The organism is Dactylosporangium sp. NPDC006015 (genome assembly GCF_040614215.1).
GTDB classification, from domain to species: domain Bacteria; phylum Actinomycetota; class Actinomycetes; order Mycobacteriales; family Micromonosporaceae; genus Dactylosporangium; species Dactylosporangium maewongense.
On the sequence record NZ_JBEXUD010000001.1, the window covers coordinates 624,916 to 648,348 of the forward strand.

At 71.5% G+C, this 23,433-nt stretch carries 16 protein-coding genes and 1 pseudogene; 6 read left to right on the forward strand and 11 right to left on the reverse strand.

Annotated elements, in window-relative coordinates; translation table 11 throughout:
- Window positions 1-26: 26 nt before the first annotated feature.
- From ilvC to ABZ321_RS02885, 3 genes are read right to left on the reverse strand one after another with little or no spacing between them, the layout of a single operon-like run.
- The gene (ilvC, locus tag ABZ321_RS02875) at window positions 27-1,040 is read right to left on the reverse strand and encodes a ketol-acid reductoisomerase (protein WP_344508119.1); all 1,014 of its coding nucleotides are present in this window, start codon (window positions 1,038-1,040) and stop codon (window positions 27-29) included.
- A 21-nt stretch (window positions 1,041-1,061) separates the two neighbouring features.
- Window positions 1,062-1,580, reverse strand: coding sequence for an acetolactate synthase small subunit (ilvN, locus tag ABZ321_RS02880; RefSeq protein WP_344508120.1), 519 nt, complete (start codon window positions 1,578-1,580; stop codon window positions 1,062-1,064).
- A gap of 1 nt (window position 1,581) precedes the next feature.
- The gene (locus ABZ321_RS02885; protein ID WP_344508122.1) at window positions 1,582-3,462 is read right to left on the reverse strand and encodes an acetolactate synthase large subunit; all 1,881 of its coding nucleotides are present in this window, start codon (window positions 3,460-3,462) and stop codon (window positions 1,582-1,584) included.
- Between the two features lie 227 nt (window positions 3,463-3,689).
- Here ABZ321_RS02885 and ilvD point away from each other — a divergent pair, with 227 nt between their 5' ends.
- On the forward strand, window positions 3,690-5,534 hold the full coding sequence (gene ilvD / locus ABZ321_RS02890) for a dihydroxy-acid dehydratase (RefSeq protein ID WP_354888867.1): 1,845 nt from the start codon (window positions 3,690-3,692) through the stop codon (window positions 5,532-5,534).
- Between the two features lie 178 nt (window positions 5,535-5,712).
- Window positions 5,713-6,975 (forward strand): serine hydroxymethyltransferase, encoded by a 1,263-nt coding sequence (gene glyA / locus ABZ321_RS02895; protein ID WP_344508126.1) that lies wholly within the window; start codon window positions 5,713-5,715, stop codon window positions 6,973-6,975.
- 87 nt (window positions 6,976-7,062) lie between these two features.
- On the opposite strand, the gene ABZ321_RS02900 is transcribed toward glyA, so the two are convergent.
- A complete protein-coding gene (locus ABZ321_RS02900; RefSeq protein WP_354888870.1) occupies window positions 7,063-11,472 on the reverse strand; it encodes a hypothetical protein in 4,410 nt (1,469 codons plus the stop codon).
- 192 nt (window positions 11,473-11,664) lie between these two features.
- Here ABZ321_RS02900 and ABZ321_RS02905 point away from each other — a divergent pair, with 192 nt between their 5' ends.
- Window positions 11,665-12,024 (forward strand): PH domain-containing protein, encoded by a 360-nt coding sequence (locus ABZ321_RS02905; protein WP_344508130.1) that lies wholly within the window; start codon window positions 11,665-11,667, stop codon window positions 12,022-12,024.
- Here ABZ321_RS02905 and ABZ321_RS02910 read toward each other — a convergent pair.
- The 3 genes and pseudogenes from ABZ321_RS02910 to ABZ321_RS02920 form a co-directional block, all read right to left on the reverse strand.
- Complete coding sequence (locus tag ABZ321_RS02910) at window positions 12,018-12,902, reverse strand: 2-hydroxyacid dehydrogenase (protein WP_344508132.1); 885 nt, start codon at window positions 12,900-12,902, stop codon at window positions 12,018-12,020. The genes ABZ321_RS02905 and ABZ321_RS02910 overlap by 7 nt on opposite strands.
- A gap of 16 nt (window positions 12,903-12,918) precedes the next feature.
- Entirely contained in the window at window positions 12,919-13,818 is a 900-nt protein-coding gene (locus ABZ321_RS02915) for a hypothetical protein (protein ID WP_354888873.1), read from the reverse strand.
- Window positions 13,819-13,952: 134 nt separating this feature from the next.
- Window positions 13,953-14,519: pseudogene (locus tag ABZ321_RS02920) on the reverse strand (SigE family RNA polymerase sigma factor); the annotation flags it as partial.
- On the opposite strand from ABZ321_RS02920, the gene ABZ321_RS02925 reads away from it, so the two are divergent.
- Complete coding sequence (locus ABZ321_RS02925) at window positions 14,518-15,633, forward strand: PQQ-dependent sugar dehydrogenase (RefSeq protein ID WP_354888997.1); 1,116 nt, start codon at window positions 14,518-14,520, stop codon at window positions 15,631-15,633. The pseudogene ABZ321_RS02920 and the gene ABZ321_RS02925 sit on opposite strands and share 2 nt — an antisense overlap.
- Window positions 15,630-17,282 carry a metallophosphoesterase gene (locus ABZ321_RS02930; protein WP_344508136.1) on the forward strand — a complete coding sequence of 551 codons (1,653 nt, stop codon included), beginning with the start codon at window positions 15,630-15,632 and terminating at the stop codon, window positions 17,280-17,282. The genes ABZ321_RS02925 and ABZ321_RS02930 overlap by 4 nt, the downstream gene beginning before the upstream one ends.
- 249 nt (window positions 17,283-17,531) lie before the next feature.
- On the opposite strand, the gene gatB is transcribed toward ABZ321_RS02930, so the two are convergent.
- The gene (gene gatB, locus ABZ321_RS02935; RefSeq protein ID WP_344508138.1) at window positions 17,532-19,025 is read right to left on the reverse strand and encodes an Asp-tRNA(Asn)/Glu-tRNA(Gln) amidotransferase subunit GatB; all 1,494 of its coding nucleotides are present in this window, start codon (window positions 19,023-19,025) and stop codon (window positions 17,532-17,534) included.
- A 77-nt stretch (window positions 19,026-19,102) separates the two neighbouring features.
- Between gatB and ABZ321_RS02940 the strand changes: the two genes are divergently transcribed.
- A complete protein-coding gene (locus ABZ321_RS02940) occupies window positions 19,103-19,279 on the forward strand; it encodes a DUF4236 domain-containing protein (protein ID WP_344508140.1) in 177 nt (58 codons plus the stop codon).
- A gap of 44 nt (window positions 19,280-19,323) precedes the next feature.
- Here the strand turns inward: ABZ321_RS02940 and gatA are convergent, their stop codons facing one another.
- The 3 genes from gatA to ABZ321_RS02955 form a co-directional block, all read right to left on the reverse strand.
- A complete protein-coding gene (gatA, locus tag ABZ321_RS02945) occupies window positions 19,324-20,799 on the reverse strand; it encodes an Asp-tRNA(Asn)/Glu-tRNA(Gln) amidotransferase subunit GatA (protein WP_344508142.1) in 1,476 nt (491 codons plus the stop codon).
- Between the two features lie 3 nt (window positions 20,800-20,802).
- Window positions 20,803-21,102 carry an Asp-tRNA(Asn)/Glu-tRNA(Gln) amidotransferase subunit GatC gene (gatC, locus tag ABZ321_RS02950; RefSeq protein WP_344508144.1) on the reverse strand — a complete coding sequence of 100 codons (300 nt, stop codon included), beginning with the start codon at window positions 21,100-21,102 and terminating at the stop codon, window positions 20,803-20,805.
- Between the two features lie 250 nt (window positions 21,103-21,352).
- Entirely contained in the window at window positions 21,353-23,362 is a 2,010-nt protein-coding gene (locus ABZ321_RS02955; protein WP_354888878.1) for a bifunctional diguanylate cyclase/phosphodiesterase, read from the reverse strand.
- Window positions 23,363-23,433: the final 71 nt, after the last annotated feature.

A 23,433-nucleotide genomic window follows, 5' to 3' on the forward strand; every position in this document is an offset into this window, starting at 1 on the left:
GGGGCCGAGGCCCCCCTTCTCAGATGTCAGGCCGTCTCGGTGATGGGCCGGTCGACCCAGCTCATCATCGAGCGCAGCTTCTGGCCGGTCTCCTCGATCGGGTGCGCCGCACCCTGCTCGCGGAGCTTGGTGAAGTTGGGGCGGCCGGCGTCGTCCTCGGCGATCCACTCGCGGGCGAACTCGCCCGACTGGATCTCGGCGAGGATCTTCTTCATCTCCTCCTTGGTCCGGGCGTCGACGACGCGCGGGCCGCGGGAGTAGTCGCCGTACTCGGCGGTGTCGGACACGCTGTAACGCATCCGGGCGATGCCGCCCTCGTACATGAGGTCCACGATCAGCTTGAGCTCGTGGAGGCACTCGAAGTAGGCGATCTCCGGGGCGTAGCCCGCCTCGGTGAGCACCTCGAAACCGGTCTGGACGAGCGCCGAGGCGCCGCCGCAGAGGACCGCCTGCTCGCCGAACAGGTCGGTCTCGGTCTCCTCCTTGAACGTGGTCTTGATGGCGCCGGCGCGGGTGCCGCCGATGCCGGCCGCGTACGCGAGGGCGAGGGCGAACGCGTTGCCGGTCGCGTCCTGCTCGACCGCGACGAGGCACGGCACGCCCTTGCCGTCCACGAACTGGCGGCGGACCAGGTGGCCCGGGCCCTTCGGGGCGACCATCGCGACGTCGACGTCGGCGGGGGGCGTGATGAACCCGTACCGGATGTTGAGACCGTGACCGAAGAACAGCGCCTTGCCGGCGGTCAGGTGCGGCTCGACCGACTCGGTGTAGAGGGAGCGCTGCGCGGTGTCGGGCGCCAGGATCATGATGACGTCCGCCTCGGCGGAGGCCTCGGCCGGCGAGAGGACCCGCAGGCCCTGCTCCTCCGCCTTCGCCCGGCTCTTGGAACCCTCCGGAAGGCCGACGCGGACGTCGACACCGGAGTCACGCAGGGACAGCGCGTGGGCGTGGCCCTGGCTGCCGTAACCGAGGACCGCGACCTTGCGGCCCTGGATCAACGACAGGTCGGCGTCGTCGTCGTAGAACACCTCGGCGGACATTGTGTTTCCTTTCAACATTTGTCAGGACGCGGCGCGCAGCGCCGGGCCCGTGGTGATGGAGCGGGAGCCACGGCCGATGGCCACGACGCCGGACTGGACCATTTCCTTGATACCGAACGGCTCCAGGTCCCGGAGCAGTGCGTCCAGTTTTTCCGACGTGCCGGTGGCCTCGATCGTGAGGGCGTCCGGCGAGACGTCGACCACGCGGGCCCGGAACAGGTTCACCGTCTCCAGGACCTGAGAGCGGACCGGCCGCTCGGCGCGCACCTTCACCAGCAGCAGCTCGCGCTGGACGCTGGCGTTGCCGTCGAGCTCGACGATCTTCAGGACCTGCACCAGCTTGTTGAGCTGCTTGGTCACCTGCTCGAGCGGGCTGTCCTCGGCGTTGACGACGATCGTCATCCGGGAGACCTCGGGGTGCTCGGTCTCACCGACCGCGAGGGAGTCGATGTTGAAGCCACGGCGGGCGAACAGGCCGGCGACCCTCGCGAGGATGCCCGGCTTGTTCTCCACCAGGACTGACAGGGTGTGGGTGGTCATCTCAGACGTCGTCCTTATCGAACTTGGGCGCGACCCCGCGGGCGAACATGATCTCGTCGTTGCTGGTGCCGGCGGCGACCATCGGCCACACCATGGCGTCCTTGCCGACGACGAAGTCGATGACGACCGGCTGGTCGGTGACCTTCATCGCCGCCTCGATCGTGGCGTCGACGTCCTGCTTGCTCTCGCAGCGCAGGCCGACGCAGCCGAGCGCGTCGGCGAGCTTCACGAAGTCGGGGATGCGGTGCTTGTGGGTGCCCAGCTCGGTGTTGGAGTACCGCTGGTCGTAGAAGAGCGTCTGCCACTGCCGGACCATGCCCAGGTTGCCGTTGTTGATGACGGCGACCTTGATCGGGATGCCTTCCAGGGCGCAGGTGGCGAGTTCCTGGTTGGTCATCTGGAAGCAGCCGTCGCCGTCGATCGCCCAGACGACCTTGTCGGGCCGGCCGACCTTGGCGCCCATCGCGGCGGGCACCGCGTAGCCCATCGTGCCGAGACCGCCGGAGTTGAGCCAGGTCGCCGGGTGCTCGTACTTCACGAACTGCGCGGCCCACATCTGGTGCTGGCCGACCCCGGCGGTGTAGATCGCCTCGGGACCGACGATCGCGCCGATGCGTTCGATGACGTACTGCGGGGCAAGGGTGCCGTCGGACGGCTCCTCGTATCCGAGGGGGTACCGGCCGCGGATGTCGTCCAGCGTCGCCCACCAGTCGGTGAGCGCGACCTTGTGCCCCGCGGTGTGCTCGGCGGTGACGGCGCCGATCAGCTCCTCGATGACGTGCTTGGCGTCGCCGACGATCGGCACGTCCGCCACCCGGTTCTTGCCGATCTCGGCGGGGTCGATGTCGGCGTGGATGATCAGCGCGTTCGGCGCGAACGTGCTCAGGTCGCCGGTGACCCGGTCGTCGAAACGGGCGCCGAGGGTGATCAGCAGGTCGGCCTTCTGCAGCGCGTAGACGGCGCCGACGCTGCCGTGCATGCCGGGCATGCCCAGGTGCTGCGGGTGCGAGTCGGGGAACGCGCCGCGGGCCATCAGCGTCGTGACGACCGGCGCGCCGGTCAGCTCGGCGAGCTTGCGCAGCACCTCCGACGCGTGCGCCTTGATGACGCCGCCGCCGACGTAGAGCACGGGCCGCTTCGCGGCGGCGATGAGCCGGGCCGCCTCGCGGATCTGCTTGCCGTGCGGGTGCAGCGTCGGGTGGTAGCCGGGCAGGTCCAGCGTCGGCGGCCACTTGAACGTCGTCTGCTTGACCAGCACGTCCTTGGGGATGTCGACGAGGACCGGGCCGGGGCGGCCGGTCGAGGCCAGGTGGAACGCCTCGGCCAGGATCCGCGGCAGCTCCTCGCCGGTCTTGACCAGGTAGTTGTGCTTGGTGATCGGCAGCGTGATCCCGGCGATGTCGGCTTCCTGGAACGCGTCGGTGCCGATGGAGGCCGAGGCGACCTGGCCGGTGATCGCGACCATCGCGACGGAGTCCATGTATGCGTCGGCGATCGGCGTGACCAGGTTGGTCGCGCCCGGGCCGGACGTCGCCATGCAGACGCCGACCTTGCCGGTGGCCTGCGCGTAGCCGGTCGCGGCGTGCCCGGCGCCCTGCTCGTGGCGGACCAGGATGTGCCGGACGGACTCGGAGTCGAACAGCGGGTCGTACGCGGGGAGGATCGCGCCGCCGGGAATGCCGAAGACGACGTCCGCGCCGAGCGCCTCGAGCGACCGCACCAGCACCTGAGCGCCGGTCAGAAGCTCCGGCTTCTTCTCTACGGCCGTCTTGTCCGACCGGTCGGCGGCGGCCGGCGCGGTGGAGCCCGGCGGCGTCGCCGGAGCGGCGGGTGCGGCCGGGTGCGCTCGGTGGGCGAGGACTTCAGGCGTGGGTCTCGTCATCGCATTTCGCACTTTCGCTCGAATGGTGTCTTGGTCGCGGCTAGGACTGGCTTGGACATGAAAAAACCCCTCCGTGCGATGCACGAGGGGCTAGCGCGCTGACGGCAGGCGTCGGCGCGCTAGATGATAAGTACTCGCAGCGACCTCGACGACATTCCCCCACTCTTGCGCATCTCACCGCCCGAGTCAACCGGTCCCACGATCTGGAACGTGTCAGACTCACAAGTATGCCCGAGCTGCGATCCAAAACCTCCACTTCTGGTCGCAACATGGCCGGCGCACGCGCTCTCTGGCGCGCCACCGGCATGACCGACGCAGATTTCGGTAAGCCCATCGTCGCCATCGCCAACAGCTTCACGCAGTTCGTGCCGGGCCATGTCCACCTGCGCAACCTCGGGATCATCGTCGCGGACGCGGTCGCCGAGGCCGGTGGGGTCGCCAAGGAGTTCAACACCATCGCCGTCGACGACGGCATCGCCATGGGCCACGGCGGGATGCTCTACTCGCTGCCCAGCCGCGAGCTCATCGCCGACGCCGTCGAGTACATGGTGCAGGCGCACTGCGCCGACGCGCTCGTGTGCATCTCCAACTGCGACAAGATCACGCCCGGCATGCTGCTCGCCGCGCTCCGCCTCAACATCCCCACCGTCTTCGTCTCCGGCGGCCCCATGGAAGCCGGAAAGACCGTCGCGATCGAGGGCGTCGTGCACGCCAAGCTCGACCTCATCGACGCGATGATCGCCTCCGCCAACGAGGCGGTCACCGACGAGCAGCTGGGCCAGATCGAGCGCTCCGCCTGCCCGACCTGCGGCTCCTGCTCCGGCATGTTCACCGCCAACTCGATGAACTGCCTCACCGAGGCGATCGGCCTCGCCCTGCCCGGCAACGGCTCCACCCTCGCCACCCACAGCGCCCGCAAGGCCCTCTTCGAGCGGGCCGGCTCGCTCGTCGTCGAGCTGTGCAAGCAGTACTACGAGGGTGATGACGCGTCGGTACTGCCGCGCGCGATCGCCACCCGCGAGGCGTTCGAGAACGCGGTCGCCCTCGATGTCGCCATGGGCGGGTCCACCAACACCGTCCTGCACCTGCTCGCGGCCGCCCGCGAGGCCGAGGTCGACTTCAGCGTCGCCGACATCGACGGCATCTCCCGCCGGGTGCCGTGCCTGTCGAAGGTCGCGCCCAACAGCCCCAAGTACCACATGGAGGACGTCCACCGCGCCGGCGGCATCCCCGCCATCCTCGGCGAGCTCAACCGCGCGGGCCTGCTTCGGGATGGGGTCCGCAGCGTCCACTCGCCCGACCTGTCCAGCTGGCTGGCCGAATGGGACATCCGTTCCGGGAACGCTTCCGAAACCGCGCTCGAACTCTTCCACGCCGCGCCCGGCGGGGTCCGCACCGTTGAGCCGTTCTCCACGTCCAACCGCTGGGCGACGCTCGACACCGACGCCGCCGAGGGCTGCATCCGCTCCAAGGAGCACGCCTACAGCGCCGACGGCGGCCTCGCGATCCTGTTCGGCAACATCGCCCCCGACGGCTGCGTCGTCAAGACCGCCGGCGTGCCCGAGGAAAACCTCGTCTTCCACGGCACGGCACGGGTCTTCGAGTCGCAGGAGTCCGCGGTGGACGGCATCCTCGCCAAGGAGGTCGTCCCCGGTGACGTGGTGGTCATCCGGTACGAGGGCCCGAAGGGCGGGCCGGGCATGCAGGAGATGCTCTACCCGACGTCGTTCCTGAAGGGGCGGGGCCTGGGGCGCGCCTGCGCGCTCATCACCGACGGCCGCTTCTCCGGCGGCACCTCCGGCCTCTCCATCGGTCACATCTCGCCCGAGGCGGCCGGCGGCGGGCTCATCGCCCTCGTCGAGGACGGCGACCGGATCGAGATCGACATCCCGCACCGCTCGATCAGCCTCGTCGTCGACGAGGACGTGCTGACCGCGCGCCGCGTCGCGCAGGAGAAGCGCGAGCGGCCGTACACGCCGCTGGACCGGCAGCGACCCGTCTCGGCGGCGCTGCGCGCGTACGCGTCGATGGCCACCGCGGCCAGCGACGGCGCCTACCGCAAGGTGCCGTAACGGTCGTCACCCCGGGCCAGTTCGATCGGATCGGCCCGGGGTTTCTGCCCGGTCGTGCACTAGCATCGGTGGTACTGCGACTGGCGCACATCAAGGTGGAACCGACCACCGGGGAGCTTCCTGCATCGCTGGCACCGCGCGCCTGGGTGCCACGGTCACCCGTATGGGAGGAAGCCCCATGCATGTTCCCGCCCTGCCGTCGATCACCTCGGCCGACCCCGACCTCGCGGACCTGATCCAGCGCGAGGCCGCCCGGCAGCACGACACGCTGCGGATGATCGCCTCGGAGAACTACGTCTCCCAGGCCGTCCTCGAAGCGACCGGCACCGTCCTCACCAACAAGTACTCCGAGGGCTACCCCGGCAAGCGGTACTACGAGGGCCAGCGCTTCATCGACCCGATCGAGGAGCTGGCGATCGCCCGCGCCAAGTCGGTCTTCGGCGTCGAGCACGCCAACGTGCAGCCCTACTCCGGCTCCCCCGCGAACCTCGCCGTCTACATGGCCCTGGCCGCCCCCGGCGACACCGTCATGGGCATGGCCCTGCCGATGGGTGGCCACCTCACCCACGGCTGGTCCGTCTCGGCGACCGGCGCGTGGTTCCGCCCCGTGCAGTACACGGTCCGCCGGTCCGACGGCCTCATCGACTTCGACGAGGTCCGCGACATCGCCCTGCGGGAACGCCCGAAGCTGATCTTCTCCGGCGGCACGGCCATCCCCCGCACCATCGACTTCCCGCGCTTCGCCGAGATCGCCCGCGAGGTCGGCGCGGTCCTCGTCGCCGACGTCGCGCACATCGCGGGCCTCATCGCCGGCGGCGCGCACCCCTCCCCCGTCGGCCACGCCTCCGTCATCACGACCACCACCCACAAGACCCTCCGCGGCCCGCGCGGCGCGATGCTGCTCTCCACCGCGGAGTACGCCAAGGCGATCGACAAGGCCGTCTTCCCCGGCCTGCAGGGCGGCCCGCACAACCACACGACCGCGGGAATCGCCGTCGCGCTCCGCGAGGCGGCCCAGCCGTCGTTCCGCACCTACGCCCACCAGATCGTCGCCAACGCCCGCGCCCTCGCCGCCGCCCTGCTGGAGCGCGGCTTCGACCTGGTCTCCGGCGGCACCGACAACCACCTCATCCTGATCGACCTCACCGGCAAGAACATCGGCGGCAAGCCCGCCGCCCGCGCCCTCGACCGCGCCGGCATCGAGACGAACTACAACACCGTCCCGTACGACACCCGCAAGCCCTTCGACCCCTCCGGCCTGCGCATCGGCACGCCCGCCCTCACCACCCGCGGCCTCACCGAGACCCAGATGCCCCAGGTCGCCGACTGGATCTCCCGCGCCGTCGACGCCGCCATCAAGTCCGACGACGACGCTTTGGACACGATCGCCGCCGAGGTCCGCGAGCTGCTGTCCGCGTACCCGATGCCCGGCTGGCACTGACCCCACAACACGCGAGGGGCGGCTCCGGTTCGTGTGACCGGATCCGCCCCTCGTGTGGTTGTTCGTCGCTACTTGCGGCGTTCGTCGCTACTTGCCGCGGCGCAGGAACCGCCGTGACTTCTGGTCGGGATTCTTGGGCTCCTCGTCGAGGTTGAGCTCCAACGGCGCCACATCGTCGTCGAACACCATGTCCCGCGCGCGCTGCCGCTGCCCCGGCACACCCCCGCCAAACCCGCCCCGATCCCCCCGGCCACGGTCCCCGGCCCGCTCGACGTCCTCGCCGCGCCCGCCGAGCCCGCCCCGGTCTTCACCGCGCCCACTCAGCCCGCCGCGGTCTTCGCCGCGCCCGCCGAGCCCGCCCCGGTCCTCACCGCGCCCACTCAGCCCGCCGCGGTCCGCCCCACCAGCCCAGTCCCCACCGCGATCCGAACCGCCGCGGTCCGAACCGGCCCAGTCACCGCCACCCCGACCGTTGTCAGCACCGCGCCCCGAACCACTGGCCCAGTCGTCGCCGCCCCGGCCGTTGTCTCCGCGGTCCAAGCCGGCGGCCCAGTCGCCGGTGTGGTCGGGACGGGCGGTGCCGGTGGTGCCGGTGGTGCGCGACGCGGAGCCGGCACGTCGCTCGGACGTGAACTCCCCACTCGGGTCGCTCTCCCAACCGGTCGTCGGGTCGGTCGCCCAGGAAGGCCGTCCAGGGGGCGTCGAGGGATCGGCCGCCCCGGCCCGTTGCCCGGCCTCCGTCCCTGCGGCCCAGTCACTCCCGGCCGCAGGCGCTCCGGACCCGGGACGCCCGGCCGGGGCATCGCCCGCAGCAGCTTGGCCTTTCTTGCCCTTCCCCGCCTTCGAGAACCCCCACCGCGACCGCTTGGCAGGCTGCTCCACCGGCGCCTCGTCGACACCGGCCCGGGAGCCAGCCGCCGCCTCGGCGTCCCACCAGTCAGCGCCGTCCTCAGCGGCACCCGCCGCCCTCGTGCCCGGCTGCGCGCCGGCCCGGTCGTCGTCTCGTCCACCCGCTCGCGATACGCCGGTCTGCCCCTGCTCCGACCACGTGGCTGCCGAAGTCCCAGCCCTCGGAACCCCCACCTGCCCCTCGTCCGACCCCGCCCGATCCGACCGGTCCTGCTCCGACCGCGCAGACTCCGACCGCCAAGAATCAGCGCGCGAAGACTCTGGACGCGAAGACTCCAGACGCGAAGGCTCCGACCAAGCGCGATCCGAACCAGCCGCATCCGAAGCAGCACGATCCGAGCTCGGAGCGTCTGACCAGTTCCGATCAGAGCGGAGATGATCCGTTTGCGAGGAGTCAGACCAGGACGAGCCCGACCACGAATCCTCGGAACGGCCCTGCGCCGGCCGCGCGGAGTCCGACCATGAGGAGCCCGCGGACGATCGCTCCGTCAGTGCCGGCCCCGCGGACGAGCCCTGCGACCAAGAGTCACGTCCCCACGAAGGTTCCGGCAACGCGTCCGCCTGGGACGGCGTCGACGGCGGGACGGAAGGCCGCTCGACAGGGCTGGCCGAGGGGGCCGGGCCGGCAGAGGCAGGCGAGGACACCGGCCAGGCACCGGAGGGACCGTCCGACGAGCTCCCGAACGCGGAGCCGTCGAACCGCGAGCCGCCCGACCCCGGGAAACCGGAGGCCGGAGCACCCGACGTGGGTCCACCGTAGGCTGGAGCGCCTGATGTGGGTCGACCGTAGGCCGGAGCACCCGATGTGGGGCCGCCGAAGGCCGGAGCACCTGACGTGGGGATGCGGGAGGTGGGCCCGCCCGACGTCGGGATGCCGGAGGTGGGAACGCCCGATGTCGGAGCGCTGGACACGGGGTCGTCGGCGGAGTTGTGGGTGGCGGAGGGCTGCTGGCGCTCGCGCCGGCGGAGGGAGCGGGCCTCGGCGTCGGCCTGCCAGGAGCGGCTGAGCTCAAGGGGCTCGGCGACGAGCTCGGGCTTCTCGCCGTCGAACAGACTGCCGGTCCATGCCGGCCGCTCGGCCGGCCGCTCGACGGGGCGCCGGGCCGGGCGGTCACTCGCCGGCGTGCCGAAACGCGCCGGGTCTGCCGGAGTCCGGCCCGGACTGTCCAGGTCGGAGAAGCCACCGCGATCCGGCGTCCGGCCGCCGAGATCGGACGCCGGCCCAGGCTCGGACGACCAGCCACGGTCCGAAGCCCTGCCAGCCGACTCCGCCGCCGACTCACGAGACGACGACCAACCACGGTCCGACGAGCCACCAGCCAGATCCGACGACGGCTCACGGGACGAAGACCAGCCGCGATCCGACGAGCCACCAGCCAGATCCGACGACGACCCACGGGACGACGACCAACCACGATCCGACGAATCACCGATCGAATCCGCCGCCGACTCACGCGACGAGGACCAGCCAACCGGCTCCGCCGCCGACTCAAGGGACGAGGACCAGCTGCGATCCGACGAGCCACTGGCCAGGTCCGACGACCCACGGGACGACGACCAGCCACGGTCCGACGAATCACCGATCTCCGCCGCCGGCCCACGAGACGACGACGGCTCACGGGACGAGGACCAGGCACGGTCCGATGAGCCATCGGTCAGGTCCGGCGACGAACCACGGGGCGAGGACCAGGCACGGTCTGTGGAGCTGCTGGGCGACGTCGCGGGCGGGGTGTCCGGGTCTGCGGGGGTGTCCAGGGCGAACCCGAACCGGTCAGGGTCGCTGGCGATCTGGTCGAACTCGGACATCAGCGACGCGAACCGGTCGGCCGACGGCTCCGGCGCCGGAGGAGCGGGCCGGAACTCAGGTGCGGGCGGCAGCCTCGACGCGGCAGGGGACGGCGGCTGGGCCGACGCGGCGGGCCAGGTCGAGGGCGGCGGGGACGACGGCCGGGATGGGAAGGGCTCTTCCTCAGGAGCGCGGCGGCGGCCGACGCCCCTGGGCGCATCCGACTCCGCCAAGGCCGGCTCGGCCCGGTCCGACGACCACGAGAACCGGGCTTCCCCGTCGCTGTCGGACAACGACGGGGAAGAGGAGGACCAGCGGCGGTCAGCGGCCGGCTCACTGCCGAAGTCCTCACGCGGCACGTGGTCGTCAGAGTCCTCGTCGGCACGGGGGTCGGAGCCCGCCGCCGCCCACGCGGCCAGCTTGTTGGCCGACTCGCTGTCCCACGAGCCGACCAGCTCCCGGGTGGTGCGGGACTCCCACGAGTCGCTGGCCGGGTCGGCCGACTCAGGATCGGAGGAGGAAGAGGAAGACTGGTCCGACGAGCGGCCGAAGCGGCTGCGGACCGAGCCGTCCTCCTCGTAGTCGCCGCGGCGGGAGGAGAACCCGTCGCCGTCGGATAAGCGGTCGCGCACCGAGCCGTCCTCGTCATGGTCGCCGCGGCGGGAAGCCGGCGGGGAAGTGGGGTTGGCCGAACTGGCGGAGCGGCCGAAGCGGCCCCGGGTGAGCCGGTCGCGGAGGGAGGCGGGCTCCGCGTCGGTGGACGTGCCGGCGGCCGCAGCGAAGGCGGCGTCCGCGACGGTGGGCGACGCCGGGACGGTGGGGTGCGAGCCGGTGGTCATACGGGCGAAGGAGCGGGCCAGGGGCGACGGCTCGGGCAGCTTGTTGCCGGCGGCGATCACCAGGAGGCGCTCCATGACGGAGAGCTCGACCCGGTAGGGCTCGGCGGCGAGCCAGCGCCCCGCGGCCTCGACCATCTCGTGGGCGTGCACGAGGTGGAGGTGCTCGCCGGGGGCGACGGAGATGACGAGATCCTCGCTGACGTCGCCGCGTGAGGGGGCGACGACGAGGTAGCCGCGGACGGCGCCGCCGACCTTGCCGAGCTGCTCGCGCCAGGTGTGCACCTCGGCGGCGAGGCCGTCGACGTCCTCGGAGCCGGGGACGAAGAGGCGGCCGCCGCGCAGGACCTGGCCGGAGGCGTCCATGGAGAACTCGCCGTGTGGCCAGACGGTCGGCAGGAACAGGGCGACCCGCCGCCCGGCGACGACGAGATGGGTGCAGCCGCCCTCGCCGAGGGCGAAGAACCGGGCCGACGGCAGCACCTCGAGCTCCTTGAGCCGCGGCAGGTGGTCGTCGGGCTTGCCCCACCAGCGGCGGCCGCTGACCGCCTCGTCGATGGCGGCGCGGGACAGCCGGCGCGCGTCGAGCATCAGCGCGGCAAGGAAGGCGCCGATGAGCGGCACGTCGAAGCCGAGGTTGACGCCGATGAACTTGATGATGCCGAGGAAGTCGGTCCAGCCGCCGGGCAGCCAGGTGCGGGTGGCCGCGCCCCAGGCGACGGCGCCGGTGACCGCGGCGAGGATCGCGAACATGGGGAAGCCACGCAGCGTGAGGACGAGCACACCGATGAGCGCCAGGATCGCGGCGGCGCTCCAGATGATGCTGAGCTCCATGACGCCCCAGCCGGCGACGGCGAGGGCGAGCAGGGCCGCCGCGACGATCAACGCACCCGCGAGCACGCCGGTGGGGCGCACGCCGACCCGGCGGCTGCTCTTGACGCCGGAGTGCCACGTGTTGCCGGTCAAATCCGGGCCTCCAAGCAGCCGCGACCACCGGCACGCCGACTTGTCGCGATCTCGACGAACACGGCACCGAGCGTAACCCTGAGCGCTGTGCCGGGCGAGAGCCGCCCGTCCCGATCCTGCTCCCCCACCGCGCCAGTATGCCCCGACCCACCGACAAGAAGCAGTTCCACGAAAGGTGCGAGACTTGTCCTTGTGACCACCCGAACCACGCGTCCCAAGGTCAGGTTCCGGCGCAGCGCATCGCTCGCCGTGGCGGCCGGCATCGCCACCATCGGCGCCATCCCGCTGCTGGCCGAGAGCCTCTGGTTCCTGCCCGTCCTGCTGGTGCCGATCGCGATCGCCGTGTGGGCGTGGCGGGCCGGCACCGACGTGGACGACGACGGCTTCACGGTGCGGGCGCTGCTGGGCAGCCGCCGCGTGCCGTGGGCCGCGGTCGACGGCCTGGTCAGTCAGGAGGGGGTCGTCCAGGCCCGCCTCGCCAACGGACATTTCGTGAAGCTCGACGCGGTCCGCCCGCAGGACGTCGAGCGCATCACGGCGATGACTCAGTAGCCGTCGACCACCACGTTGATGAGCGGCTGCCCGGCGGCGAACCGTCGCACCTGATCTCCCGCCAGCGCATAGGCACGGCGGAGCAGACCTCGTACAGAACCCGCGACGTGCGGAGTGATCAGCACGTTCGGCAGGTCCCAGAGCGGATGTGACGCCGGCAACGGCTCCGGGTCGGTGACGTCCGTCGCATAGCCGAGCCGCCCCGACGCCGTCTCGGCGAGGATCGCGCCGGTGTCGACCACGGGTCCCCGGGCCGCGTTGACCAGCAGCGCCCCGTCCGGCATCGCCGCCAGGAACGAGGCCGAGACCAGTCCGGTCGTCTCGGGCGTCAGCGGCACCAGCAGCACCACCACGTCCGCGGACGGCAGCAGCGACGGCAGCTCCTCCACGCCGTGGACGCCGTCCCGCGCGCGCCGGGCGACCGAGGTCACCGACACCTCGAACGGCGCCAGCCGGGCCTCGACCGCGGCGCCGATCGAGCCGGCACCGACGATGAGCACCCGCTTGCCCGCGAGCTCGTCGGTCTGCCGGTACGACCACTCCCGTCCCGTCCGCACGAAATGCGGGAAATCGCGTAGATAGGCCAGGATCGCCGCCACCACCCACTCCGACGTGGACGAGTCGTGCACCCCGCGGGCGTCGCACAGCTGCACGCCGGGGCGCAGCCGGCCCGCCCACCGGTCGGCGCCGGCGCTCATGAGCTGCACGACCGCGAGCCGCGGCAGCGACGCCGCCAGCTCGACCACGTCCGGCGAGGCAAGGAACGGCGGCACCCAGAACTCGACGTCGTCGGGCGTGACGGAGACGGTGACCGAGACCGCGGCAGGCAGCGGGCCGAGCAGCGCCAGCCCGTCCTCGTGCGGGATGCAAACCTTCACCGGCGAACAGTAGCGATCAGGACTCCCAGTCCGAGACGAGCCTCTCCCCGAACAGCTGCGACACCTCCTCCAGCAGCCACGTCGAGCCGAGCTCCGCCCCGGTGGCGTCCCGGACGGCGACGGGCCCGGGCCGGGCGTTCGTCACGGCGACGCCGCCGGTCAGCGCCGCGCCGAGGCCGCCGATCTCCGCCCGGACGTAGGCCTGGGTCGCGCCCGGCTTCGCCGTGAAGATCAGCACCCGGTCGCCGAGCTGGCCCGAAGGGGACGGCACCCGGATGACGATCACGTCCGGGTCGGCGCTGATGGAGGTGGACACCACTCCGGAGCCGCCGCGACCGGGCGCCGCCGTGAACGTGGTCGCGACGGTCGCCGCGGCGGGGGCGTCGGCGAGCACCACCGCGACGGCGCCGGAGGGCAGGCGGGCGGTCGACAGCGTCCACGTCCCGACGGATCCCTCGATCGGACCGCTCCAGCGCTGCCGCAGCGGCTCGTGCTGGATGCCGGCGGAGGAGATCAGGCGCTCGTAGGAGGAGGTGTCGAGCACGGCCGGTGCCTCCGAGCGGATCTTGCCGTCGCAGCCGACCCGCCAGCGCTCCTGCGGGTCGGGCGCCGCCCAGGCCGTCCAGCTGCTGTCCGGCGCGCCCGCCCACTTGTGCTCGACGGTGTTCTCCGGGCTGGCGGAGGCGCCGATCGACCGTTCGATCGCGCAGGCCGCCGGGGCGAGCCCGACGGTGACCGGCACGGCGGTGCTGGTGACGGTGACCAGCGGCCCGAGCGGCCCCGCGACAGCGCCGCCGACGAGGTCCTCCACGGCGCCCTGGATGGGGATGTCGCTGTGGTACAGCGTCGCCGAGCGCTCGTCGTAGCGCACGTACACGAGGAACCGGCGCCCCGACACGTCACCGAGGAACAGCACCTTGACGCCGTCGGAGAAGGAGGACTCGACGGCGCGCAGCAGGTCCGCGTCGCCGGCGAGCGAGCCGCGGGTCGGCGAGTCGAGCAGCGCCCGCGTCCACGTCGACAGCGGCGGGTAGGGCCGCTGCTCTTCACCGATCCGACCGAGATGCCCAGCAGCGAAGCGGTCTCCGTCTCGGTCAGGTCCTCCCAGTACCGCAGCACCAGCACGGCACGCATCCGCACCGGCAGCCCGTCCAGCGCCTCCAGCAGCATCCGCCGGGCGAGGACCTGATCGGACGGATCCACCCCCGGCCGGTCCGGTGGCTCGCCGGTCAGCACCTCGGCGTTGCGCAGCCGCCGCCAGATGCTGGTGCGCTGGTTGACCATGACCCGCCGCACGTAGGCGAACGGCTCGTCGACCCGGTCCCAGTGCCGCATGACCTTCAGCAGGCTGCTCTGCAGCAGGTCCTCGGCGGCGTGCCGGCTGCCGGTCAGCAGAAACGCCGTGCGCAGCAGGTCGCCGTATCGAACCTCGACGAAGTCCTGGAACTCCTCGGCCGCCATATGGCTCCTCTGCACAAGGTCGCAACGCACCGTCACACCAGCAGACGCCGACCCGCGGACAAAGGTTGAAAGGAAGAAGATGTATCGCAACGCTAGTCTTGGGCGGGTGAAAGCCCGGACGTACGCGAAGTGCCTGGCGGCGAGCGCCACGGTCATGCTGGCCCTCGCCGGCTGCTCGTTCGGCCCGCCGCCCCCTGATGAGCTGGGCTCCCCGCCGAAGCTGTCGCCGTATCCGAGCGCGTCGACGTCCGGCGGCGAGGAGGAGGGCGGCCAGACGCAGGTCGCGACGACCGTGCTGGCCAAGGGCCTGGCGGTGCCGTGGGGCATCGCGTTCCTTCCGGACGGTTCCGCGCTGGTCACCGAGCGTGACAGCAGGAAGCTCCTGAAGGTCGGCAAGGAGTCCACGTCCGACGGGCTCACCGTGACGACCGTGCAGACCATCGACGAAGTCGTGCCGGGCGGCGAGGGCGGCCTGATGGGCATCGCGGTGTCGCCGCAGTACGACACGGACAAGACGGTGTTCGTCTACTACACGGCCAAGGACGACAACCGGGTCGCCAAGCTCACGCTCGGCGAGCCGCCGACCCCGATCCTGACCGGCATCCCGAAGGCGGGGATCCACAACGGCGGCCAGATCCACTTCGGACCCGACGGGTTCCTGTACGTGTCGACCGGCGACGCGTCGAAGCCGGAGAACGCGCCGAACCTCAACAGCCTCGGCGGCAAGATCCTGCGGATCCAGCCCGACGGGAAGCCGGCCCCCGGTAACCCGTTCGGAACCGCCGTGTACAGCTTCGGACATCGCAACGTGCAAGGGTTCGCCTGGGACAAGAACAACCGGCTGTATGCCGTGGAGTTCGGCGCCGGCGAATGGGACGAGATCAACGTGATCGAGGCGGGCAAGAACTACGGCTGGCCGACGTACGAGGGCAAGGGCAACGACCCGAAGTTCGTCGACCCGATCCAGGTGTGGAAGACGTCCGAGGCGTCGTGCTCCGGGCTCGCGGCCATGGAGGGGTTCCTCGTCACCTCGTGCCTGAAGGGCGAGCGGCTGTACGTGATGCAGCTCACCGACAAGGGCGGCCTCCTCGGCGAGCCGAGCGCGCTGCTCAAGGACACGCACGGGCGGCTGCGCGCCGCGGTCGCCGCGCCGGACAACAGCATCTGGGTCTCGACGTCGAACAAGGACGGCCGCGGCACGCCGAAGGCCGACGATGACAAGCTGCTGCGGATCGTGATCAGCAACGTGGGCGGGGCCGGAAAGAGTTGACCTCACCGTTCCACCGACGGGCCGCGCTGGCCGCCCGCCGGATCCAGCGCCGGACGATCATGGCGGCCGCCCGGCGGCAACGCCGCACGTTCCGCACCAGCCAGACGGTATGGCGGCGGATCCTGCACGGCGCGCTGCTCGGGGTCGTCGCGATCGTCGGCATGCTCATCGGCGTCGAGCTCGGCGGGCACACGACCCAGGACATCGGGCCGTTCCAGGCGCAGCTGTCGCTGACGCCGTCGTGGCACGGCGACACGTCGGTGGAGATTCCGCCGCTGGGGTCGCTGGAGCTGGACAGCCACGACGGCCCGGCCCACCTGGAGATCCGCCTGGAGTCGCTCGACGAGGCGCGGACCAGGGCGGTCGTCGCCGGCGGCGGCAACCTGGAGCAGGTCAGCCACGACGCCGTCGACCAGCTCAACCTGGGCGTGCGCCGGCTAGCGCTGCAGACCGCCGGCTCCGGGCTGCTCGGCGCACTGATCCTCGTCGGGCTGGTGTTCCGGGCCCGGCGCGAGACGGCGATCGGCGGCCTGGTGGTCGTGGCGGTGCTCGCCTCGGTCGGCGGCGCGACCGCGCTGACGTTCAAGCCCGCCGCGATCCAGGAGCCGACCTACCGCGGCCTGCTGGTGAACGCGCCGGCGATCATCGGTGACGCCCGCCGGATCACCGACCGCTACGAGGAGTACCGCGCGCAGCTGCAGAAGCTGGTCCTCAACGTCTCCAAGCTGTACGGCACGATCTCCGCGCTGCCCGTGTACGAGCCCGACACCAGCGCGACCAAGGTCCTGCACATCTCCGACATGCACCTCAACCCGGCGGCGTGGGGCGTGGTCCGCACCGTCGCCGACCAGTTCAGCGTCGACGTCGTCGTCGACACCGGCGACATCAACGACTGGGGCAGCGAGCCGGAGGCCTCCTACGTCGGGGAGATCAGCAAGCTGCGGGTGCCGTACCTGTACATCCGCGGCAACCACGACTCGGCGGTCACCGCCGCCGCGGTCGCGAAGCAGCCCAACGCGACCGTGCTCGACAACTCGATCACCACGGTCAAGGGCCTGACGTTCGCCGGGATCGGCGACCCCCGGTTCACCCCGGACAAGTCGACCGACGCGACCAACGAGGAGCAGCACGCGGCGGTCGTCTCCTCCGGGCAGCTGCTCGCGGACAAGATCCTGGCCAACCCCAAGCCCGTCGACGTCGCCCTGGTCCACGACCCGGTGGCCGCGCAGCCCCTCGCGGGGATCTGCCCGCTGGTCCTGGCCGGGCACCGGCACGCCCGCTCGATCACGCGACTCGACCCGACCATTCCGGTCGTGCTGCCGTCCGACGGCGCGTCGCCCGCGGTCACGCAGCCGGAGCGCACCCTGCTGATGGTCGAGGGCTCCACCGGCGGCGCCGGGCTGCGCGGCCTGGAGAGCGCCAAGCCGCTGCCGCTCGCGCTGTCCATCCTGTACTTCGACAAGGACCGCCACCTGACGGCGTACGACGACATCCAGGTCGGCGGGACGGGCTTGACGGAGGTGTCGCTCCAGCGGCACATCGTGGCCCCCGACAAGGCGGCGCCACCCCCGTCCCCATCGCCGACGCCATCCGCGTCCGTGACCCCGTCGCCAACGGCGATCGGGGTGACGACCAGCTCGACATCGTGACCACCGACAAGCGGCGCCGACGCCGAGCGCGCGATGACCAGCTCGACATGGCGGTCGCCGACAAGGCGGCGCCGACGCCGTCCGTGACCCGGCGTCGACGGCAAGCGCGACGACCAGCTCGACATCGTGACCACCGACAAGCCTTGTCGACGCCGAGCGCGCGATCACCGGCTCGACTTCGTGAGCAGCGACAAAGCGGCGCCGGCACCCTCCGGGGTGCCGGCGCCGCCCTAGTCCGTGCCTCGTCGCCTACGACAAGCGGGCGATGACCAGCTCGCGGACCGTCTTCGCGTCCGCCTTGCCGCCGGTGGCCTTCATGACCGCGCCGACGAGCGCACCAGCGGCGGCGACCTTGCCGTCGCGGACCTTCGCGGCGATGTCGGGGTTGGCGGCGATCGCCTCGTCGACGGCCTTCGTCAGCGCGCCCTCGTCGGAGACGACCTCCAGCCCGCGGGCCGCGACGACCTCGGCGGGCGTGCCCTCACCGGCGATGACGCCTTCCAGCACCACCCGGGCGAGCTTGTCGTTGATCTTGCCGGCGTCGACCAGGCCCTGCAGCTGCGCGACCGCCTCCGGGCTGACGCCGAGCGCGTCGAGCTCCTTGTCGGTCTCGTTGGCGTGCCGGGCCAGCTCCCCCAGCCACCACTTGCGGGCGGCGGCCGCGTTGGTGCCGGCGGCGACGGTCGCCTCGATCAGCTCCCACGCGCCGGCGTTGAGCACCGACTGCATGTCGAGGTCGGAGAAGCCCCACTCGGCCTGCTGGCGCTGGCGGCTGACCCGCGGCAGCTCCGGCAGCGCGGCCTTGAGCTCCGCGACCCACTCCGCGGCCGGCGCGAGCGGCACGAGGTCCGGCTCCGGGAAGTACCGGTAGTCGGTCGCCGTCTCCTTGCTGCGGCCGGACGTGGTCTCGCCGGTGTTCTCGTGGAAGTGCCGGGTCTCCTGGATGATCGTCCCGCCGTCGGTGAGGACCCCGGACTGCCGGATGATCTCGGACCGGACGGCCCGCTCGACGCTGCGCAGCGAGTTGACGTTCTTCGTCTCGGTGCGGGTGCCCCACTCTTCGCCGGGCCGGTTCAGCGACGTGTTCACGTCGCAGCGCATCGAGCCCTGCTCCATCCGCACATCGGAGACACCCAGCGAACGGATGACGTCGCGCAGCTCCGTGACATAGGCCTTCGCGATCTGCGGCGCCCGGGCCCCGGTGCCCGGCACGGGCTTGGTCACGATCTCGACGAGGGGGATGCCGGCGCGGTTGTAGTCCACGAGGGACTCGGTGGCGCCGTGGATACGCCCGGTCGAGCCGCCGACGTGCAGCGACTTGCCCGTGTCCTCCTCCAGGTGGACCCGCTCGATGCCGATGCGGACCAGCTCCCCGTCGACCTCGACCTCAAGGAAGCCGTCGACGCACAGCGGCTCGTCGTACTGGCTGATCTGGAAGTTCTTCGGCATGTCCGGGTAGAAGTAGTTCTTCCGGGCGAAGCGGCCCCACGGCGCGATCGAGCAGTTGAGCGCGAGCCCGATGCGGATCGTCGCCTCGATCGCGGCACGGTTGGCGACCGGCAGGGAGCCGGGCAGGCCGAGGCAGACCGGGCAGACCTGCGTGTTGGGCTCCGCGCCGAACTCGGTCGGGCAGCCGCAGAACATCTTCGTGTTGGTGCCGAGCTCGACGTGCGTCTCCAGGCCGATGACCGGCTCGAAGCGCGCCACCGCCTCGTCGTACGACAGCTGGGTCGCGGTGCTCATCTAACGCCTACTTTCAGCCTCTGGTGTATCCATGCCCGGCATTGGGTACCAACTGCTCACCTGGAGAGGAGAACGCCATGCCGGTGCAGTTTCGGAAGAGCAAGAAGTTCGGCCCGTTCATTTTCCACTTCACCCAGGAAGGGTTCTCTTCCTGGAGCTTCAAGCTGGGCCCCTGGTCGTGGAACTCGCGGACCAAGAAGAACCGCGTCGACCTCCCCGGCCCCTTCTCGTGGCGCCAGGGCAGCCGCGGCTGAACCCCGATGAAAGGGCGGCTCTTCACAGGGCCGCCCTTCGACGGTTACAGCGCGGGCGGGGTCAGCGGCGGCAGCGCCGACTCGAGGGCCGCGGCGACCCGGTACATCCGGTCGTCGGCCATCGTCGGCGCCATGATCTGCAGCCCCACCGGCAGCCCTTCGGACAGACCGGCCGGCACGGAGATCGCGGGCCCGCCATACAGGTTCGACGGGATCGTGTAGAGGTCCGCCAGATACATCTGGTAGGGGTCCGACGTGCGTGACCCGAGCGGGAACGCCACGAACGGCGTGGTCGGCGCGACCAGCACGTCCGCCTTGGCGAAGGCCTGCTCGAAGTCCCTGGAGATCAGGGTCCGCACCTTCTGCGCCTGCCCGTAGTAGGCGTCGTAGTAGCCGGCGGACAGCGCATAGGTGCCCAGGATGATCCGGCGCTTGACCTCGGGGCCGAAGCCTTCCTCCCGGGTCAGCTGCATGACCTCTTCGAGCGACCGCTTGCCGTCGTCGCCGCTGCGCAGCCCGAACCGCACGCCGTCGAACCTGGCCAGGTTGGACGAGCACTCGCTCGGCGCGATCAGGTAGTAGGCCGGCAGCGCGAACTTGAAGTTGGGGCACGAGACCTCGACGATCTCCGCGCCCAGCTTCACCAGCGCGTCGACCGACTCGCGATACGCGGCGGCGACGCCGGGCTCGGCACCTTCCCCGGCGAACTCCTTGACCAGGCCGAGCCGGACCCCGCTGAGGTCACCGGTCGCGCCGAGCCGGGCCGCGCCGACCACGTCGGGCATCGGCTGCGGGATCGACGTCGAGTCGCGCGGGTCGTGGCCGCCGATGATCGCGTGCAGCAGCGCCGCGTCCTCGACGGTCCGCGCGCACGGGCCCGGGGTGTCCAGCGAGCTGGAGAAGGCGACGAGACCGTAGCGCGACGTGCCGCCATAGGTCGGCTTCGCGCCGACGGTGCCGGTGACCGCGGCCGGCTGGCGGATCGAGCCGCCGGTGTCGGTGCCGATGGCCAGGGGCGCCTCATACGCCGCGACCGCCGCGGCCGAGCCACCGCCGGAGCCGCCGGGGATCCGGCCGGTGTCCCAGGGGTTGTACGTGGGCCCATACGCCGAATACTCGGTCGAGCTGCCCATCGCGAACTCGTCCATGTTGGTCTTGCCGAGCATGACGAGCCCGGCCTCGCGCATCCGCGTCATGATCGTCGCGTCGTACGGCGGCCGCCAGCCCTCGAGAATCTTCGATCCCGCGGTGGTCGGCACGCCCTTGGTCGTGATCACGTCCTTGACGGCGACCGGCACGCCGGCGAGCGGGCGGACCTCGTCGCCCTTGGCGCGGGCGTCGTCGATCTTCTTCGCCTCCGCGAGCGCGCCGTCGCGGTCGACGTGCAGGAACGCGTGGACCTTGCCCTCGACCGCCTCGATCCGCTCCAGGTGGGCGGTGGCGACCTCGACCGCGGACAGCTCCTTCGCGGCGAGCTTGCGGCCGAGCTCGGCCGCGGTCAGCTTGGTGACGTCAGACATCGCTCAGGCCTCCTCGTCCAGGATCCGCGGGACGCGGAAGCGGTTCTCCTCGGCGTCGGGCGCGCCCGACAGCGCCTCCTCGCGCGTCAGCCCCGGCACGACGACGTCGTCGCGGAACACGTTGGTCAGCGGCACGGAGTGCGACGTCGGCGGCACGTCAACCGCGGCGACCTCGCCCACCTGGGCGACGGCCTGCAGGATCACGTCGAGCTGCCCGGCGAATGTGTCGAGCTCGTCATCGGTGACTGCAAGCCGCGCGAGGCGGGCGAGATGCGCCACCTCTTCGCGGGAAATGGTGGCCATGGGTGCGATGCTCCTTCAACAGTCGGCTCGACGCAGTCTATTTCGTCCCCCGCGGTCGCCGTGCGCGACGGTCCGCTCGCCGTTGTCCAATGGCGTTTCCGGCGGGTGTACCCAACGCCGCGGCGCTCTCACCCGGACGGCATTCCTTCACCGTGTCCCCCCACAGTCTTTCCCGCGCGATCTTCGAACTGCCACTGCCGTCGCGCTTCGATCTGCCACTGAACCTACTCGGGGGGTGTGACAGTTTCGTTCAGCCGCTGTGGGCGACCGCGGAACGGCGGTGGCGGGTCAGCCAGTCGAGCAGGCCGTCCGGCGGCATCGGCCGGGCGAAGTACCAGCCCTGCGCCAGGTCGCAGCCCGCCTCGACGAGCATCCGCCAGGTCCGTTCGTCCTCGACGCCCTCCGCCACGATCCGCAGCCCGAGCGCCCGCGCCAGGTCGATCATCGACCGCACGATCGCCGCGTCGTCGGGGTCCGTCGCCACCCCGAGCACGAACGACCGGTCGATCTTCACCTCCCTGAGCGGCAGCCGGCGCAGGTGCAGCATCGAGGAGTACCCGGTGCCGAAGTCGTCCAGCGCGATCGCGATCCCGAGCCGCTCCAGCCTGGCGAGCGTCGCCAGGACCCGCCGCGGGTCGGCCATCAGCGCGCTCTCCGTGATCTCCAGCTCCAGCCGCTCCGGCTCGATCCCCGTCTGCCGCAGCTTCGCCTCGATCCGGTCCGCGATCTCGCCGGTGTGCAGGTCCCGGACGCTCACGTTCACCGCGACCCGTACCCGCCCGGCCCGGTCTCCCCACGCCGCGAGCTGGTCGATCGCGTTGTCGATCAGCCGGAACGTCAGCAGCCGCATCACCGAGCTGTGCTCCGCGACCTTGATGAGCTCCTCCGGGTCGACGAGCCCCCGCTGCGGGTGGTGCCACCGCAGCAGCGCCTCCAGCCCCACCACGTCGCCGGTCGCCAGCTCGACCTGCGGCTGGTAGTACAGCGCGATCCCCCGGTCACCGGGGGTCTCCAGCGCCCTGCGCAGGTCGGCGAGCAGGCTCAGCCGCTCCGGCGAGTTGTGGTCGGCCTCCGGCGCGTAGACGGCGAGGTTGTCGCCGCGTCCCTTCGCGTCGTACATCGCCACGTCCGCGTGCTGCATCAGCTCCTCGAAGCCCGTGCCGTGCTCCGGGTACACCGCCACCCCCACCGACCCGCCCACGTCGATCGGCAACCCGTCCAGCAGCACCGGCTCCCGCAACGCGTCCATGATCTTCTCCGCGTGCACCCTGGCCTCGGCGACGTCGCTCAGGTGCGGCACCACGATCGCGAACTCGTCGCCGCCGAGCCGCGCCACCTCCGCGTCGGCCCGCTCGTTCAGCCGGCGCGACACCTCGATCAGCAGCCGGTCGCCCACCCGGTGCCCCAGCGAGTCGTTGACCTGCTTGAACCCGTCCAGGTCCAGCAGCAGCAGCGCCAGCCGCCGCGCCGTCTGCCGGGTCGCGGCCCGCTCCGCGTGCTCCTCCAGCCGCTGCTCGACCGCCCGCTCCAGCCCCTTCCGGTTCGCCAGCCCGGTCAGTGGATCGCGCCGCGCCTCGAGCGCCCGCTGCGCCGACAGGGAGGTCATCCGGCGCACCGCATACAGCGTGACCAGCGCCAACGGGATCAGCAGCACGTCCACCCCGGCGGCCGCCACCAGCCCCGGCGCCGACAGCAGCAGGGCCCCGGTCGCCAGCGCGTCGGTCTTGACCGCCCGCGCGAACCGCGCCCGCCACCCCTGCCCGAACCGCAACCACACCGCCGTCGAGACCAGCAGGTTGTTGACCACGAACCACGCGACCGCCGCCACCACGATCCACCCGACGTGATGCGACCCGCGCAGGATCAGATCCGCCACCGCGAACGACACGAAGTACTGGGCCGCGTTGAACGCCGCCCGCCACACCGTGTGCCGCAACCATCCCGCCGTGATCGCCACCGCCGCCAGCTGCACCAGCACCGCCGGCGCGAACCCGAACGCCAGCATGATCGCGAACGTGAAGCACACCGACGGGAAGGCCATCATCGCGTCGTCGCGGCCCACCTGCACGAACGGCTTGGTGTCAGCGACGACCGCACACCCCGCCAGCACCCAGAACGCCGCCGGAAGACTCGCCGGGAACCCGCCGGGCAGGCTGCCCACCAGCAGCATCGCGCCGGCCCCCACCACCACCGCGACATAGGCGAAGAACCGATGAGCATGCCTGGGCGGCGCGACGTTACGCAGCGCGCTCTGCTCCATCCACTCCCCCGCTCGGGTGCCATCGACCACTCCGTCGAGACGCCCTGCGAGCGTGCACCCTCAACCGCCAC

Excerpts from the sequence above, each read along its gene's own strand:
- ilvC (WP_344508119.1), bottom strand. The coding sequence starts at position 1,040 with ATGTCCGCCGAGGTGTTCTACGACGACGACGCCGACCTGTCGTTGATC.
- ilvN (WP_344508120.1), bottom strand. The coding sequence starts at position 1,580 with ATGACCACCCACACCCTGTCAGTCCTGGTGGAGAACAAGCCGGGCATC.
- ABZ321_RS02885 (WP_344508122.1), bottom strand. The coding sequence starts at position 3,462 with ATGACGAGACCCACGCCTGAAGTCCTCGCCCACCGAGCGCACCCGGCC.
- ilvD (WP_354888867.1), top strand. The coding sequence starts at position 3,690 with ATGCCCGAGCTGCGATCCAAAACCTCCACTTCTGGTCGCAACATGGCC.
- glyA (WP_344508126.1), top strand. The coding sequence starts at position 5,713 with ATGCATGTTCCCGCCCTGCCGTCGATCACCTCGGCCGACCCCGACCTC.
- ABZ321_RS02925 (WP_354888997.1), top strand. The coding sequence starts at position 14,518 with ATGCTGGCCCTCGCCGGCTGCTCGTTCGGCCCGCCGCCCCCTGATGAG.
- gatB (WP_344508138.1), bottom strand. The coding sequence starts at position 19,025 with ATGAGCACCGCGACCCAGCTGTCGTACGACGAGGCGGTGGCGCGCTTC.
- ABZ321_RS02940 (WP_344508140.1), top strand. The coding sequence starts at position 19,103 with ATGCCGGTGCAGTTTCGGAAGAGCAAGAAGTTCGGCCCGTTCATTTTC.
- gatA (WP_344508142.1), bottom strand. The coding sequence starts at position 20,799 with ATGTCTGACGTCACCAAGCTGACCGCGGCCGAGCTCGGCCGCAAGCTC.
- gatC (WP_344508144.1), bottom strand. The coding sequence starts at position 21,102 with ATGGCCACCATTTCCCGCGAAGAGGTGGCGCATCTCGCCCGCCTCGCG.
- ABZ321_RS02955 (WP_354888878.1), bottom strand. The coding sequence starts at position 23,362 with ATGGAGCAGAGCGCGCTGCGTAACGTCGCGCCGCCCAGGCATGCTCAT.